Here is a 16,658-nt window from a genome sequence, read left to right as displayed (position 1 = left end):
CTGTTAAAGAAGCTTTTCATTCAAATCTATGAAGTGGGTAACGCGGTTTCTCCCCTGTTCTTTAGAGGCATAGAGCGCTTGATCAGCTTTTTGCAGCAGGGTGTTTTCTGAATCGGCTGGAATAAATGTAGCTACACCAATGCTCACCGTTATCCGGCCCATTTCCCAAGTTGAATACGCGATAGACTGCCGTAAATTCTCAGCTATAGTCCTTGACTCCGAGATGTCTGTATTAGGTAAAAGAAGTATGAATTCCTCACCGCCATATCTAGCCGCAATATCCTCTTTACGAGATTGCAGTTTCAAGATACTCGCCATTTTCTCCAGCACATAGTCACCTGTCTGATGCCCATAGGTGTCGTTCACTTTTTTAAAATGATCAATATCTATAATACACAGCGAAAATGCTGTTTGAACTTGGCCGTACCCTACAATTTGCTCTTCCAGCTTCTCTTGAAGAAACCTTCTATTCTTCAGCCCAGTCAGCTTATCTGTATTAGATAACTCTACTAAAACGGCATTCATCTCCAGCAGCTCGGCTTGTTTCTGTTCAATTTCTAAATGAATTCGCTTGAGCTCGGCAAGCGCCTGATCCTTTTCCCAATAAGCCACTTCTATTTGCTTCTTGGCAGACCGAAGCTCCAGCTCATAGTCAATACGTTTTCCCATCTGTACCAGGATACAATCAATGACCTCTACACCTTCACACTCGAGCCTTCTGCCATTCAATAAATAGGGAACCGCTTTACCATCACTATCTTTCAGATTTATAAATAACTCTTCCACCTGTCCATTAAGATTAATAAAAGGATAGAAGTATGAATGAAAAATAAGCTTGTTTGCCGTAGACATGATAGATTCAAAATGCTTATGCACCAAATCAACCTGTTTATACCCCATACGGTCCAAAAACGTCTGATTTACATCCTTGATTATTCCTTCATGGGTAATAGAAACATAGCCACAAGGCGCATATCTTAATCGGTCATCCATGATCTAAATATCCTTTCAACACAGCATAATCTCATCTAGCTTACGTAAGATATTCATTAATTAAAGTGATGGTCTCCTCAGGATGGCTAATGTGTGGGTAATGCCCTTTAGCCTCCATTAAACGGAAGGTACTATTATTCAAGTGTTTATGTAGATATTCTCCAGCCGCTATAGGTACGATACTGTCATCCGAGCATTGTAGAATAAGTGTAGGGATTGTAGCCTTAGGTAGATCTTCCCTATGATCTGAAAAGAACGTAACTTCTGCAAATTCCCTTGCAATAACAGGATCTGCCGAGATAAAGCTGCGCTCCAGCTCTTTCGTTAACACCGGGTCAGGGTTGTTCATAGCAAGAGGTGCCATAAAGCTAGCCCAGCCAGCGAAATTCATCTCCATCATCTCCAGAAGCTCAGTAATATCACTTTTCTCGAAGCCTCCGAAATAAGTATTCCCCTCATTTAAATAACATGAAGAAGGACCTATCATAATCATTTTATCAAAATAATCCGGCCGCTCAATCGAAGCAAGCATCCCGATCATTGAGCTAATCGAATGACCTATAAAAATAATATCTTTGAGTTTCAACGTTTCGATGACATCCAATACATCCTGTACATAGCCGTGGAGCGATTGATATTTATCTGTTGTATATGCACTTAAATCAGAGTTACCTGAGCCTACATAATCAAATAGAACGATTCGATACTTCTTCTCAAAAGAGGGCGTAATAAACTGCCACATGCTCTGGTCACACCCAAATCCATGTGCAAAAACAATGGTTCGTTCTCCTTCTCCAATCACTTTCACGTGATTCCGCGCCCTAACATCGTTCATTTCATATAACTCCCTTTATAGTTAGCATTCTCTCTATTTTGAAGGGTTGGCCTGGAAATATCAAGCGCATAAAAAACTCCGCTAGAGTAATCTCTAGCGGAGTTTTTATGCTATCTAATTTTAGAATGCAGAAGTCCATCCCGCATCGGCAGCGAGGACCGCTCCGTTTACAAAACTGGAGTCATCGGAAGCCAGGAACAACGCAACTTGTGCGATTTCTTCAGGTGAACCTACCCGAGGAATTACAGCCTGTGTAAGTTGAGTACGGCTCATGCCGAACTCATTAATATTTTTCATAGAAGCACTAATGTTAGTGGCAGTAGCTCCTGGTGCGATGGCATTACAACGAATGCCTTTGTTGGCATACATAAAAGCTGTATTTTTTGTCAAGCCTACTACTGCATGTTTGGAGGCAGTATAAGTTGCTCCAGCATGAGCACCACTTACGCCACCTGTAGAAGCGGTATTCACAATAACGCCCTTTCCTTTTTCGAGGAAAATAGGTAGCGCTTTACGTGTGGACCGCATTACACTTTTGGTATTGATGTCAAAGATAAGATCCCATCTCTCATCATTAATATCACCAACTGGCTCAAATCCATCCATAATACCCGCATTATTCACTAGTATATCTAGCGTTCCATATTCATTTACTGCGGTATCAATCATGTTATTGATATCTTCGACTAGAGCAACATTTACTTTTAACGCCTTAGCTACTCCACCATTACTAACGATTCCTGCTGCGACTTGTTCCGCACCTTCCAAGTTAAGATCGGCTACTATTACTTTAGCACCTTCTTTAGCGTACAACTCTGCGATAGATTTCCCCATACCCGATGCTGCTCCGGTAACAACTGCAACTCTGTCTTGAAGTTTCATGTTGGAAGTCTCCTTTACGTTTATCTATAATGTAAGTATTAATATATAAAATCTCTAAAACGATTAAAATTTATTCTACTTAAGTTTAATCATCTGCAATTTAACTATCAATATACAAACGGGACACCAAATGTTCATAAATAAATATAAAGCAGGATTGTGTTGAAATAGGGTTAGAAAATAGACAGTTAGGTGGTCTTCTGTTGCTTAAAAATCGAAGAACAAGTAAATCGAGGAAAGAACTAAAAAATGCATTGATATTACTCATGGAAAAAAAGAATTTCCGCACCATTACGATAACCGATATTGTTACCCTAGCCGATTTAAACCGTGGAACCTTCTATAAGCATTATCAAACCAAAGAAGAACTTCTGAATGAGTTAATTGATGATGTGCTGGAGGATTTAATTAAGGCTTATAAAGATCCCTATCTCCATACCGATAAATTTATGGTGAGTGAGCTTACTACCTCTAGCATCAAAATTTTTGAGCATGTCGTTTCCTATTCTAATTTTTATACCATCATTGTAAATTCCAATGTTCTGCCTGGGTTTCAAAATAAGATTTGTGACATCTTAAAGGAGCTAACCAAGCAGGACTTAGTCGCGGTTAATCATACTAATAACAATATAAATATCGAATTATTTTCTAGCTATACGGCCTATGCTCTATTTGGATTAATCATGGAATGGGTAAAAGGAGGGTTCAAATATACTGCGAACCATATGGCCGAGCAGCTGATTCAAATTCTGTCTTTTAATTCACATAATGTGATCATAAAGACTTCAAATCAACCCATTAAGCAGAATTTGCTCTCTATTAATAGCGACTAATTATCTCAACCACCAAAAAACCACTCCAATGTGCTGGAGTGGCTTTTAATATGCATTTTATAGATTATGGTCTTCCTTTTCCACCACCACCGCCACCTGGGCCTTGATTGGTGTTCGCGGTGGTTACTCCGGATTCATTCAGCCAAGTTACACTACTGGTGATTTCAAACGCTACTACTTTCGTTCCTCCAGTATACTCGCCATCCGTATACATTCCATTTGCTTCACTGCCAGTCGAGGTACCTCCCGAGTAGAGGGTGTATGGTCCACCGTCGTTCAAATCAGGGGAACTCATCACGAGCGACTGATAATCTTTCGATGGAGCAAAGGTTAGGATTGTGTTTCCTTCGCTATCCTCCAGATGGACCAATGTTCCGGCCTTCTGGATCTGAGGGAACGTCATGCTGACTGCATGTTGGCTGGAGGTGTCAGACGTTGCCTGAGCCATACCCGAGCTTCCCGCGGCTATTAGAGTACCGCCACTCTGTTCAAAGCTGCCATCGTAATCGAGAGCGCCGTTTCCACCATTAGTAGGTCCGTTAACAATTACTGTACCACCGGACATCACGATAGAGCCGTTCGAATCCAATCCGTCACCTGTGGCATCGACCGTTAATGTTCCTCCGCTAATCGTGAGTACATTAGCTGCAGCATCGCTGAACTGATCCTGCTCCTGAGGGCCACCTCCTACAGTCACTTCATCATTACCTCCTGCAACATTCACTCCATCATCAGAAGAGACTACGTGAGCTTCGCCTCCGGACATCGCGATGTTCGCTCCTTCAATCCCTTCGTAGCTCTTCGTAATATCAATTTTGCCACCGGATATCGCCACCAAGGCATCCGCATGAATTCCATCGTCGCCAGTTTTGATGTTAAATTCTCCAGCGGCTATCGCAATGTTACTATTGCTGTGCACTGCATCATCAGCAGAATCAATGTTAAATGTTCCGTTGTTTACGCTAATATCTCCTCCAGCCTTCAACCCTTTAGTACTTACTGTTTCGGATTCTGCCGTTGTTGATGTAGTTGACGCTTCCTGCTGTGACGCCTCCGGCATTGTCTCTGGCTTTGCCTCTGATGTCGATGTATCTGTTGTTCCTGGTGCTTGGCCACCTGTTCCTTGTCCACGATTACCTCTCATGCCCATGCCTGTCCCTGGATCACCTGTCTTCACTTCACCATTCTCGTTGCCTCCGCCTGTAACCAAGGTGTACGTTCCGCCATCGATTACAAGTGCAGTTTCCGCCTGAATTCCGTCATTGCCAGCCTGAATATCAAACGTTCCTGCTGTGATACCAATAAAGCCTTTATCCGTTTCGGTATCATTGGTCGATTTGATTCCGTCACCTTCAGCTGTAATGCTGATACTTCCATCCTGCACAGCAACTAGATCTTTACCGACAATCCCGTCATCAGCAGCCTGAATTTCAAGGATGCCACTCATGATTTTGAGATCATCCTTGCTTGTAATCCCATCATTATAATTAGCAGAAACAGACAGCTTCCCTGTGCCATTGATTGTTAAGTCTGCTTTACTAAAGATAGCTGCACTAGGCTCATCTGTAGTGTCATCAGCATAGACATAAGTTGCCCCATCCGATACGGAGTTCTCTGTTCCGTCCTCCAAGGTAATGATCACTTTACCCGCTTCTTTAATATAAATTGCAGCGCTGTCACTGTCCGTAATGTTCACACCGTTCAGCACCAGATGTACAATTCCGTCATCCTGATTATTAATTACGATCTGCCCATCACTCAGCTTACCCGAAAGCACATAGGTTCCTGCTGCAGTAATCGCCACTGACCCATCTTTGGATTCAGCTCCCGCACCTTCGACAACAGCGCTCGTGCCAGCCAGGGCAATATCCGTGGATTGGTCCGCCGTCCAACTTGTATTAGAATCGTCTTCATCGAACGTTACCAAGTCCGACAGCTTAGCACCTGCCAATTGTACTTCAGTAGCAGCTCCACTCTGGCTCAACGTTAATTCACTCGACGTAGCTTCAGACTGTGCTGTTGTATTATTATTGCTGCAAGCCGACATGAGTCCCGCACACAATAACAAAATCCCTATTTTACTGACTGTTATATAATTTTTCATATTCCATCCATCCTTTCGGTCATTTTAATAGTCATTTACAGTGGGAGTCATGGTTAACGAGAGATCTAGATTCCCATTTCGAGTACGGATCGCATCCAGGAACTCCTTCTGGTTCACAGCCTCACTCAGCGTAACGGAGTAGACCAGTTCATATAAACTGCCAAGCTCAGTCGTTCTAATCTTCTTAAGCTCATACCCTACATTAAATGTATTGAAAACTTCTGCGAAGGCTTCTTCATACCCCAGACTCTCTGGAATAGTTACCTTTAGTGTTTTTTGCGATGTTGTTCTTACCCCAAAATTAGTCCGATTAAGAATAAACATCAGGGCGCACAGAATAAGGGTAAACAACACCGCGTATCCGAAAGAACCTACCCCGCAGGCAAGTCCTGATGCCATGGTGAACAATACAAAGGTGATATCCTTCGGATCGCCAGGCGCACTTCTGAACCGAATGATGGAGAATGCTCCGGCAAGACTGAAGGCTCTGGCAACATTACTGCCAATAAGCAGAATGATGATGGCCACAATTACGGGCAGCAGTACCATCGTGAGTGTGAAGCTTTGCGAATACCCGCCGGAATTTGTCTTCATATAGGTGTAGCTAATGATCCCGCCAAGGGCGATAGCTATAAAAATAGTTAGAATTGCGTTGGTAAACGTTAGCTCTGTACTCGTTGCTACGGTAAATAATGAATCAAGCATAAAGAGCACTCCCCCGATCTGTTTTACTGTTCTTCAGCATTTTTTTATATTCATTACCGTATTTGGAGAAGCTTGTACGGTACATTTGATGCTCTGAGAGCATTTTTGCTAACCAGACCGGAATCGTATTTTCAGCCTTTACTTCCATCAGCCACTGACCCGGCTCTAGTAATGGTTCGCCATAAACGCCATGCTCCATCTTGAGATCGTACCGCCGACTTCGGATATTCGTATCGAACGTGATTCTTAAATCACGATTATTTTTACAAAACAACGCTTTGCGGTCATAAGACAGATACACTTTAGGCTGCAATTCATATCGCGTTAAAAAGTATTTAATCTCTTCAATCACCTGTTTGTTCATGTAGTCCTCGAATTCTGGCTCCCTGCCTGTGGCAACAAAAGCATAAGCCTCGTCCAATTTGAGCGACGTTCTTCTTTTATTCACCAGCCCGAACACCTTCTTCTTGATTTCCAGATAAACCTTTGTATCTTGATTTGGAACACCGTAAGCTCTTAAACGCAGCTTCTCTTTGTACTTCGGCTTCGCAAGACTGTTACGAATCAGCGTATTGTGCGCAGTATCATAATATAAGTTGGTTATGGAATAAAACTCATGCTGCTTGTTGAAATCGTCTAGCTCCATGTATTCAAGTAATTGGTTATAAAATTTATAGTAGGCTTCGTTATCCAGTAAATATTTGTTCTCATAACGGTTGAATACCTCAATCGCCATATGGGATCATTCCTTTCTGTTTATCGTTGTCTCTTGTGCTTATGAATGTATCTTAGATCCCAAACCTTTAATGAATCTTAAATGGTTTTACATCCCACTAACAGAGGTGTAAATCGTAACTGCGGTGAATGTTGGACTTTCGCAGACAAAGGGGGACGCTATTGCTCCTACAGTTCCAAAATTCCCCTCCGTTACTTGCCACCTGTTCAATTTTCACAATACAGTTCTATACCAACCTTCATTAAGGTTCAGTAAAGGTAATACTGATATAATGACCTCAATAACAAATACTCGTTTTATGTAGGGGATGGCAGAACCATGAGAATATTAATCGTAGAAGACGAGCTTCATCTCGCCGAAGCCTTAACTCAAATATTAAAAAAACATAATTATTCGGTGGACGCAGTCCATGACGGTAGATCGGGTCTGGATTATGCACTGAGCGGAATTTATGATTTACTGCTGCTCGATATTATGCTGCCTGAGATGGATGGGGTTAGCGTCCTCAAGTCGCTGCGTAAGAAGGGGGTATCCACTCCCGTTATCTTGCTTACAGCAAAGGGTGAGATAACAGATATGGTCACTGGACTAGACTATGGGGCTGATGATTATATCGCCAAACCTTTTTCCTCGGAGATCCTACTGGCACGAATAAGGGCTGTACTAAGACGTAAAAACGAGGTTATTCCAGATGATGCTTTAAAGTTCGGGGATATTGAATTGAATACATCGACTCTGAAGCTTACCGTAGGTGGCAAAGAGATCAAGCTGAATCTTAAGGAAAGTGAATTATTGGAGCTTCTGATTCTGAGGAAACAAGCCGTAACCTCCAAGGAACAAATTATTGAGAAGTTATGGGGGTTTGATTCGGAGGCAGAGCACAACAATGTAGAAGTGTATATTTCTTTTTTGAGAAAAAAATTGACCTTCTTAAATTCCACTGTACGCATTAGTACGATCAGAAATGTAGGGTATGTATTAGAGGTGACAGCCTAATGTTCACGAAGCTCAGAAATCGATTTCTTATTGTTAACCTAGTAACTATATCCGTAATAATGCTGGTGGCTTTCATCTCGATTTATGTCATTACGTACCAAGATGTCCAAAACAATATTCAGATGGATCTTCACAGAATTATGGAGAACTACAAGTCTCCCGGCGGTGATGCAGGACGAATGGGCTCAACTAAGGGAAGTTCCCAGTTACCCCATGCTGATAATAAACGTATCGATAACGGAACTCCACCTCCGGAACGGTCTGTCTCATTTATGCTGAAGATAGATACAGCGTCGAACCTCATCGGGAAAGATTCCAAATTTACGATGGATGATGATTTTTATACTACAGCTCTGCAAGAGGCTCTAAGTGCTGATAAAGATACCGGAAGGTTCACCTTGGACAGCAGCAAATGGATCTTCAACATCCAGCATACGAATGATGGAGCGATGCTTGTATTTCTGGACATCACTGCCCAGCAGAAAATCCTCACCAATCTAATCTATACCTTCTCTGTAGTTGGCTCGGTGATGCTAATTATTTTATACTTCACAAGCCGGTTTTTCGCTAATCGGTCTATCGCACCGGTGAAGGAGGCTTTTAATAAACAGAAGCAGTTTATTGCCGATGCTTCCCATGAATTGAAGACGCCGTTGACCATTATTAACACCAATGCGGATGTTCTTCTCTCCAACAGTGATGATACTATTCACAATCAATCGAAGTGGCTGCACTATATCAAGTCGGAAACAGAGAGAATGACCCGTCTGACCAATGATCTGCTATACCTAACCGAGATGGACGATTCCAGATCGACCCTGATCTATTCGAAATTCAATTTGAGCGAAGCGGTTGAGAATATTATTTTAACAATGGAAGCTGTTATCTTCGAAAAGCATATTTCGCTTGAATATGACATTGAACCTAACCTGATCGTGCTAGGGAATAGTGAACAAATTAAACAAGTGATTATGATCCTTTTAGACAACGCTGTAAAATATACGAATCCTAAAGGCTCAGTCACTTTATCCCTTAAAAACCACCATAATGATATGGTGTTATCGGTCACCAATACGGGTGAGGGCATTGCATCGGAGCACTTAGCGAGAATCTTTGACCGTTTCTACCGTACGAATGCTTCCCGAGCGCGTACACAAGGGGGTTATGGCCTAGGGCTGGCGATTGCCAAATCCATCGTTGAACAACATAAAGGAAAAATTTACGCCAAAAGCACGGTCGGCGAATCCACCACCTTTTACGTTCATCTTTCATAACTAAAAGTAAAAAAAGACTCAATCCCTGTTATCATTAGGATTTGAGTCTTTTTAATATGCTGATCATATACTATACTTCGCCCCAATAGACCTCGGTCTCATATTCAAAAAATACTTTATCATCCTGTTTATTTCGTTCAAATAGGTTCCTCAGCTCCGTCATCATACTCTCGAAACGTGGATCTCCGGGGGCTGGAATGTAGGAAGATGATCTCGCCCGTCCGCTTAATCCCTCGAAATCAAACACCTGCTGATTGCTAAAGTGCGCTACTTGCATCTGCCCTGCCTTAAAAAAGGAGCTAAGGATTTCAGGGGTAATGTTCTTATGATTAACCCCAGTGTAGTCGGTGCCGAAGGTTTGCACAAGCTGCTCATATTCCTCCAGGAATGGGGTACCGTAAGTACGCCGAGAATTCCATATCAGAACTGCCTTTCCACCCGGTTTAAGAATCCGCTTGAATTCTAATTGCGCTGCGTCCCTATCAAACCAGTGAAACGCCTGGGCACATACGATAAAGTCTACAGACTGGTCTGGCAATTCTGTCTTCTCGGCAGACCCAGGCAATGCGCGAAAATGGTTATCCTTTGCGAGCATCTCCTCCGCAGCTGTACGCATTTCCGGATTTGGTTCAACGGCAGTCACACGACTCCCGCGCTCCAGAAGCAGTGCCGAAAATATTCCTGTTCCTGCGCCAATATCCGCAATATCACAATTCGGTTTTAGCCCAATCGTATTGTATAAATAATCAATGGCTTCTTTAGGGTAACTCGGGCGATATTTCACATACGAATCTACCCGATTTGAGAAACGTTCTTTGTTATTCATCCCAATACTCTCCCTTAGCTTTTAGGTTCGTACTCACTTAATTTGCCTCGATAAATCAGCTTCAGCCGATCGCTTTGCCGAAAATCATCCGGCGTTACGAGCGCGGGCAGCTTGTTCCATAGCTTAATGCCAGACCTCTCCAGAATTTCCGCTACAAACTGTGAGCAGAAGTAGGAGTTGCTGAATTCGACAGGTTCTTTCAGTGCGATACCAATCACGCCGAGAATATTATAGAGGTACTTTTGCCGGCTTCGGATAAAGACTTTGAGTACCCGCTCCATTTTCTCCACTTCACGGGCTGTAACTTGAAGTTCATATAGAACACACGTCGTATTTGGATATTTGCTGAACGTGCCCGTCTTAATATTCTCCTTCACGAACCCTCCGTTTAGAGGGTTGCTTGGGTGCTTTCTGCCAAAGCTATATAACTCGGAAAGCTCCCGATTAAAGGAGATCGAGGCATGATTATAAGGAGCTCTCGTGTAGCCTTGGATAAGCTTCGTAAAGAGCGTTCCGGTGTTCGTAAGCAAGATAAAGACCGATGGATCATCTGCCATTTACAATTTTCCCCTTATCAAGATTGAACGTTTCCTTCATAATAACATATGAACCCATTAATGGAATCTACTCTACGACAAGTTGGTGATTAGCTATCGACCGCTCTCTATTAACGGTAATCCTGATTTTTGCGGCCTTATCGGCCATTCACTTGATGTATGTAGTTATAGGCAAATTACAGCCCAGTAAAGACTATACGGGTATCGGCTTCCGCATCAAAACCTGGTGGGGCATGCTTTTTATCTTTTGTTTAGCTACTCTCTTTAATCCAGTCGTCTCACTGTTGGCACTAATGGTGCTGACCTTCTTCGCACTCAAAGAATATTTCTCCATGATAAAGTCACGAAAATCCGACCGCAGATTATTTCTGTGGGCGTACTTATCCATTCCTCTACAGTTCTACTGGATTTATATCGAATGGTACGGGATGTTTATTGTGTTTATTCCAGTCTATGTTTTCTTACTCCTACCGCTACCTAGGCTTATTAATAAAGGGACCGTTGGCTTCCTGCGTAGTGTTAGTTCAACCCAGTGGGGATTAATGCTGATGGTTTTCGGACTTAGTCACTTAGCCTATTTTCAATTTGCTACACCGGAGTATGGGGCGGGGCTTGTATTATTCCTAGTAGTGCTGACACAGCTGAATGATGTGGTCCACTATCTCGCATCCCTCTATATGGGAAAGCGCAAAGTGGTCCCAACTGCCAACCCGTATTTGACCTGGGAAGGTTTTGCCTGTGCATTTGTCGTAACAACCGGGGTCTCCTATTTGATCTATCCCTACCTGACGCCGCTCAACCCAATTTTCGGTTTCCTGTCAGGCATGTTAATCAGTTTGAGCGGCTTCTTGGGTAGCTTAACGGTTTCCGTGCTGAAGCGAGATTTGCTCATCGGTGATGGTGATAAATTCGTAGCTTTAAAAGAAAGCTATTTAAGCCGTGTAGACAGCTTGACCTACACCTCGCCGGTCTTTTTCCATGTCATCCGTTATTTCTTCGATTTCATGTAAATTAGTTTTCTACAACGATTTTGGTCGCTTGGCCGATAGGTGGCAAGCTCTTGGTTAACATCGGACCGTAGAACGCATACACTTTGTCACCTTTTTTCAGCTCACTTGTGGCAATCTTCTGATTATCTTTCGTGCCGAGAATAGTCGTAGTGTCTGTAGTATTTAGAACAATCGTCTCGAAGGAAGAATCACTGAGCTTATCGCCTTTAATTACAACGCGGGTCATGCCATTATCTGAAGAAGTAACCTCTTCGATCACGCCAACCGTTCCCAAGGTCTGCTGATCCGGAGCTTGGTCTTTCACAACAATCTTGATCGCGCCCGCCAATGGCGGCATGCTCATAGCCATGACCATACTGTGCTCAACCTCGATGGACATGCCTAGCTGCAGATCAGCAAAGGTTAGCTTCTTATTATCAGCAGATACGATTTCCGTTTCATCAGAAATGCCTAAGCGAACGCCATGAGCATAGCCGTTGAGGCCGATTTCAGCATTTTGCTCGCCCTTATAGATACTAGTGATTGATCCTTGCTTGATCGTGTCTGAGGCAGTCTCTCCATTTCCTTGTTCCTTGGAATTAATCGATATGGTTCCAGTTGGTCCTGCGACTACTTCAAGCTCCAATACTTTTTCGAAGAAAGATAATGGAACATAGGTTTTACCGTTCTTTAGCTCTGGTACAGCACCTAGCGAATGAATTGATGTGCCATTACGGTAAGCATCTTTTGCAATTTGAAAGGATATCGACTGGCTTTCTTTCTCAAGGCCTAGCGATTGAAGGCTTTGAGTCCATGTTAACTTATATCCAAGCGCTTCCGTTGCTGTACGGATAGGGATCATAACTTCCTTACTTGAACCTACGTATAGCGGAACATCGACTGGGGAGAAGCCGTTACCATCAATGACTAGCACATATTTTAGACCACCATAAGAATCCTGCGGCACTGAGGAATTAGCCGCTGGTGTGACTGGAGCTGGCTGGATTGGGGCAGCAGAGATGACGTTCGATGCTATGAGCGTGCCAGCCAGAACCGCTCCGATTACTTTGAATGTTTTCATAGTGAATTATACCTCCTGAGATGAATGAAATTGTGTTACTCTATCATTCTTGACGGGAGGTCCAGAACAAATGTTGCGATAAGATTGATCACTCAGCCGTTCCATAAATGATCTTGGAGCGTCTTTGTCATGTTATCTCGCTGGCTGGCAAACTGTTTAAATCTATGTCCGTTCGCTCCAGAAGGATGAGGAAATCCCCATAAACAGCGGTGATCATCGAGCTTATCCTCAGATACCAACAGCTGAAGCATTTCCTCCACCGTTTTTCCTAAAGGAATAATTAAAGCTTGGCTCAGGATGCCCAGCTCCTGCTCTAACGACAATAATGCACATTCTCTAAGGAATGAATCTGATCGCAGCTTAGGATGTGCCCCACTATAATTTTTCTTCTCTACAAATACAGGAAAACGCAGTAAAGAGGTGGTATGCAAATTCGTTTGCTGCTCCTGAAACAATTGGTCACAAGAGGTAAGGTTCAAATACTGATGAAGGCCAAGTATATCTAGCATGCGAATTAACGTCCTCCTCATGGAGCCTGCGAATCTCGCCGCTTCTTTTGCTTTTCTGCATACCTCTTCATCTGAAAACCCGGCTTTCAACCCAATGACTGCTTCTTGTATGGCTATTCTCATTTGTGTAAAACCGGGTGTTAGCCCGATAATAATCACCTTTGCAGAGGGATTGATGTATTCATTGTGGGGTGCATAGTACATTTCAAGCTTCCCGCTTCGCTTCATTAGAAGCTCATCCACCTGCAGATCGTCTTTCGATAGCGCGGTTCCCTTCGGAAGAGAGAGCATCGCAGCTTTATACTGTTGTAAATGGTTAGAGATGAGCATGTCATCCACCTCTCATATCCCTATAATGATCCACTCACGAGACGCCCTTCGAACCATACCGCTTGACGGTCCGCTCTTCTTGCTACTGCTTCGGCCGAGCAGCTGGCATGCAGTAACACAAAGCTTGCAGTGTTTCCTACTTTTGGCCATACCTGTTCACCCTTAAGATTAAGAGGCGTTATCCCTCCTGTTATGAATCTAAGGGATTGCGATAGTGACCGTTCATCACTACACCCATATAACTCTGCGTACCGTCCCGCCTTCTCCAATTGATCTCCATTTCCAAAAGGAGACCAGTGATCCGTAAGGCTGTCTGTTGCCAGTTTCACTTGTACACCTTGGCTGTGCAGCATCGGTAATGGCATCATCATTCTTCCAATAGGAACTGTGGATGCAATACCCATACCAAGTGATGCCATCCGTGTAGCCATTTCTTCTGTTTCCTGCTGCGGAGCACCTGCGAACCAGAATGCGTGACTAACGGTCACCTTGCCCTGTAAGCCAGCTTCTTCTGTGAGATCAGCCAAACGCGACAATGTCTGTTTTCCTGCTTCTTTTCCATCATGTAAGTGAAGATCAATGCCAGCATTATTCATTACCGCTAGCTCGACCATGGTCTGGAGTGACTTCTCGATATCTCCATCCACGGAGTATGGATCGACACCACCTACATAGGTTGCCCCCTCTGCCAGAGATTGCTTTACTAATTCAACAGAATTAGAGCGAAGCAGACCATGCTGCGGAAAAGCTACAATTTCAAATGAAATTTTTCCGGAGAAGGTATCCAAAGCTTGCAGGGTTGCTTCTAAACGCTTCAGACCGCTGACAGGCTCAATATTACAATGACTACGCACATGTGTCGCACCGAAACGCTGTATAAGCGTCAAGATGCTCTCCGCTTGTTGTCTCGCCATAGGCAGCAGCTTAGGCAATAATACCTTCTCTTCCTCAATGCGTTCGAAGACACCGGCCGCAGGCTTTACCGCTTTCCAGGGTCCAGCGAAATATGTTTTATCTAAATGGATATGCGCCTCCTCAAAAGAAGGAAGCATCAATAACCCTTTGCAGTCATATTTAGGTAGATGACTCTGAAGCTCTACGTCCGCTCCAACCACTTCTGAAATCTTATCTCCGTCAATTCGGATATGACAAACCTTCGTATCCGTACCAACCACTTGTCCATCCTCAATAACATAACCCTGCTCTAATCTTATATTGTTTAACCAGTAAGAAGCATTCAACATGCTACCCCATCCTTTTCTCAACGATTTAATATAGGTGCGAACCACTTTATCCTAAATGGTACCATAGCCCTTCCTATATAAAAATGTTTGAAAGGTTTTTAGCATAAGACTATATCGTAAATATCCCAACTTCTAACTTTAAAAATACAGATAACTCGCTGAGTTCTCTAAGTCTGGTCGTCATCTCATCGATAGTCGCAAGTTGCTCCTCCGTGGAAGCCGCTACTTCCTGTGAGGAAGATGCCGACTGATCAATGAGCTGCGAAGATTGCACTAGCGCCTTCAATGATTGATGTGACATGGTAGATAACTCACCAAATATGCCTTGAATGCGCAGCGTGCTTTGGGTCGTTAGATCAACCTTCTGTACGATCTCCTCTAGGGATTGTTGCCCTTGTAATACTAAGTCATTCTGTTGATTGACCACTTGTTGACTTGATTCCATCGTTTTGACCGCTGCATTCGTATCCGCTTGAATCGCGCCAACAAGCTTGGCAATCTGCTCGGCTGCTCTTTCGGAACCTTCAGCAAGCTTACGGATCTCTCCTGCAACTACTGCAAAACCTTTCCCTTGCTCTCCAGCGCGGGCCGCTTCAATGGCTGCATTAAGCGCGAGTAGATTCGTCTGACTGGCTAATTCGGAAATCACGAGAATAATCTCACCGATTTGGCTGGATCGGTTGTTCAGCTGTGCAATGGTTTCTGTTGAGTTTTCAATGGAACTAACCATAGTTTCCAAATGATCTACAGATGCCTGGTTTGCACGCTGGCCAGTTTGCACGGCTTTTATTAAATGATTGGAATCGTGAACTGTATTTACCGTCTCCTGCATAATTTCCTCGGAGATTTCAACTGTCCGTTCCATCATCGTGAGTACTTGCCGCACATGTTCTGCTTGCTCCGTCGACCTCACAGCCATATCCGTAATAATCGTTGTGATTTGCTTGGATGTCTCATTTGTCTGCTCTGCTGAAACTTGAAGTATCCCTGCATTTTCATTCAGATGATTGGCCTGTGACGTGACATTCCTGACGATGGCCCGAATGTTATCCAGAAACTGATTCATAGAATACGCCAACATCCCAATCTCATCATTTCGCTTCATGTCCAGCTTCTTAGTCAGATCGCCTCCGTGTTCAACGAGCTCCATTACATGCTCATTGATTCTGCGAAGCGGTCGTACAATAAGGCGGGTTAAGATAATGAAGAGTAAGACAATAAAAATAATCAGAGCGATAACAAAACCGCTTATAATTAAATATTGGTTATCCATCATAGGCTCCAAAATCTGTTTTACAGGCATCACCAGCACTAACTTATAATCTGTATCGCCGATTCTTGTAAAGGCATAGACATTCTTCGTGTTCTCCGTACCACTAGTTCCCGTAGATTGTGCTATGACCTGACCGACCTTTTGCAGCTGTATGTCCGGTTCATCAGATATAGCTTTGCCTATAACGTGCTTAGGGTTCTGGCTTGCTACATATCGACCAGCTTTATCTATGACAAAATAATAACCTGCATCCTCCCTCATTCCAGCCAAGCTCTTCTCGAAATCATTCGAGAATCGACTATTTAGTTTAGTAGAAGTAAGCTCCACCTTATAGTTAAGCTTTTGTTCAACTTCATGACTGAGAATTTCATTAAACTTAGAAAATGTATACATACATAGACCTGCAAAAATCAACACCATGTATACTACAGCAACGGTCATAACGATAGTTCGAACGGTTTTCTTTTTCAATGTCGGATTTCCCTTCCAAT

The 16,658-nt window shown here is 43.3% G+C and carries 16 protein-coding genes; 4 read left to right on the top strand and 12 right to left on the bottom strand.

Features of this window, described 5'->3' with window-relative positions; genetic code table 11:
- Nucleotides 1-3: 3 nt before the first annotated feature.
- The 3 genes from M2444_RS22380 to M2444_RS22370 form a co-directional block, all read right to left on the bottom strand.
- Entirely contained in the window at nucleotides 4-993 is a 990-nt protein-coding gene (locus M2444_RS22380; protein ID WP_094868430.1) for a sensor domain-containing diguanylate cyclase, read from the bottom strand.
- A 40-nt stretch (nucleotides 994-1,033) separates the two neighbouring features.
- Complete coding sequence (locus M2444_RS22375; RefSeq protein WP_280788070.1) at nucleotides 1,034-1,828, bottom strand: alpha/beta fold hydrolase; 795 nt, start codon at nucleotides 1,826-1,828, stop codon at nucleotides 1,034-1,036.
- Between the two features lie 120 nt (nucleotides 1,829-1,948).
- The gene (locus M2444_RS22370) at nucleotides 1,949-2,710 is read right to left on the bottom strand and encodes an SDR family oxidoreductase (RefSeq protein WP_042131593.1); all 762 of its coding nucleotides are present in this window, start codon (nucleotides 2,708-2,710) and stop codon (nucleotides 1,949-1,951) included.
- Between the two features lie 203 nt (nucleotides 2,711-2,913).
- Here M2444_RS22370 and M2444_RS22365 point away from each other — a divergent pair, with 203 nt between their 5' ends.
- A complete protein-coding gene (locus M2444_RS22365) occupies nucleotides 2,914-3,543 on the top strand; it encodes a TetR/AcrR family transcriptional regulator (protein ID WP_256989669.1) in 630 nt (209 codons plus the stop codon).
- A 64-nt stretch (nucleotides 3,544-3,607) separates the two neighbouring features.
- Here M2444_RS22365 and M2444_RS22360 read toward each other — a convergent pair whose 3' ends face one another.
- From M2444_RS22360 to M2444_RS22350, 3 genes are read right to left on the bottom strand one after another with little or no spacing between them, the layout of a single operon-like run.
- Entirely contained in the window at nucleotides 3,608-5,647 is a 2,040-nt protein-coding gene (locus M2444_RS22360) for a carbohydrate-binding domain-containing protein (RefSeq protein ID WP_280788069.1), read from the bottom strand.
- A 24-nt stretch (nucleotides 5,648-5,671) separates the two neighbouring features.
- Complete coding sequence (locus M2444_RS22355) at nucleotides 5,672-6,352, bottom strand: DUF4956 domain-containing protein (RefSeq protein WP_094875342.1); 681 nt, start codon at nucleotides 6,350-6,352, stop codon at nucleotides 5,672-5,674.
- Nucleotides 6,345-7,088: a polyphosphate polymerase domain-containing protein gene (locus M2444_RS22350; RefSeq protein ID WP_094868434.1), complete on the bottom strand. Its 744-nt coding sequence runs from the start codon at nucleotides 7,086-7,088 to the stop codon at nucleotides 6,345-6,347. The genes M2444_RS22355 and M2444_RS22350 overlap by 8 nt, the downstream gene beginning before the upstream one ends.
- A 318-nt stretch (nucleotides 7,089-7,406) precedes the next feature.
- Between M2444_RS22350 and M2444_RS22345 the strand changes: the two genes are divergently transcribed.
- Nucleotides 7,407-8,084: a response regulator transcription factor gene (locus tag M2444_RS22345; RefSeq protein ID WP_094868435.1), complete on the top strand. Its 678-nt coding sequence runs from the start codon at nucleotides 7,407-7,409 to the stop codon at nucleotides 8,082-8,084.
- Entirely contained in the window at nucleotides 8,084-9,358 is a 1,275-nt protein-coding gene (locus M2444_RS22340) for a sensor histidine kinase (RefSeq protein ID WP_280788068.1), read from the top strand. Before M2444_RS22345 ends, M2444_RS22340 begins: the two co-directional genes overlap by 1 nt.
- A gap of 70 nt (nucleotides 9,359-9,428) precedes the next feature.
- On the opposite strand, the gene M2444_RS22335 is transcribed toward M2444_RS22340, so the two are convergent.
- Both M2444_RS22335 and M2444_RS22330 read right to left on the bottom strand, forming a co-directional pair.
- Nucleotides 9,429-10,184 carry a class I SAM-dependent methyltransferase gene (locus M2444_RS22335; RefSeq protein ID WP_094868437.1) on the bottom strand — a complete coding sequence of 252 codons (756 nt, stop codon included), beginning with the start codon at nucleotides 10,182-10,184 and terminating at the stop codon, nucleotides 9,429-9,431.
- 14 nt (nucleotides 10,185-10,198) lie between these two features.
- Nucleotides 10,199-10,741, bottom strand: coding sequence for a hypothetical protein (locus M2444_RS22330; RefSeq protein WP_094868438.1), 543 nt, complete (start codon nucleotides 10,739-10,741; stop codon nucleotides 10,199-10,201).
- Between the two features lie 95 nt (nucleotides 10,742-10,836).
- Here M2444_RS22330 and M2444_RS22325 point away from each other — a divergent pair, with 95 nt between their 5' ends.
- Nucleotides 10,837-11,751: a phosphatidate cytidylyltransferase gene (locus tag M2444_RS22325; protein ID WP_042192888.1), complete on the top strand. Its 915-nt coding sequence runs from the start codon at nucleotides 10,837-10,839 to the stop codon at nucleotides 11,749-11,751.
- Between the two features lies 1 nt (nucleotide 11,752).
- Here the strand turns inward: M2444_RS22325 and M2444_RS22320 are convergent, their stop codons facing one another.
- From M2444_RS22320 to M2444_RS22305, 4 genes are all read right to left on the bottom strand, one after another.
- Nucleotides 11,753-12,811 (bottom strand): copper amine oxidase N-terminal domain-containing protein, encoded by a 1,059-nt coding sequence (locus M2444_RS22320; protein ID WP_280788067.1) that lies wholly within the window; start codon nucleotides 12,809-12,811, stop codon nucleotides 11,753-11,755.
- Nucleotides 12,812-12,903: 92 nt separating this feature from the next.
- The gene (locus M2444_RS22315) at nucleotides 12,904-13,650 is read right to left on the bottom strand and encodes a uracil-DNA glycosylase family protein (protein WP_094868440.1); all 747 of its coding nucleotides are present in this window, start codon (nucleotides 13,648-13,650) and stop codon (nucleotides 12,904-12,906) included.
- A 20-nt stretch (nucleotides 13,651-13,670) separates the two neighbouring features.
- Nucleotides 13,671-14,894: an amidohydrolase gene (locus tag M2444_RS22310; RefSeq protein ID WP_280788066.1), complete on the bottom strand. Its 1,224-nt coding sequence runs from the start codon at nucleotides 14,892-14,894 to the stop codon at nucleotides 13,671-13,673.
- A gap of 109 nt (nucleotides 14,895-15,003) precedes the next feature.
- The gene (locus tag M2444_RS22305; protein ID WP_280788065.1) at nucleotides 15,004-16,638 is read right to left on the bottom strand and encodes a methyl-accepting chemotaxis protein; all 1,635 of its coding nucleotides are present in this window, start codon (nucleotides 16,636-16,638) and stop codon (nucleotides 15,004-15,006) included.
- Between the last annotated feature and the right edge of the window lie 20 nt (nucleotides 16,639-16,658).

This window comes from Paenibacillus sp. PastF-3, assembly GCF_029893135.1.
GTDB lineage: Bacteria > Bacillota > Bacilli > Paenibacillales > Paenibacillaceae > Paenibacillus_AQ > Paenibacillus_AQ nitricinens.
The sequence above is the reverse complement of the archived record's forward strand: the minus strand, read 5'-3'. Positions and strand labels throughout refer to the sequence as shown.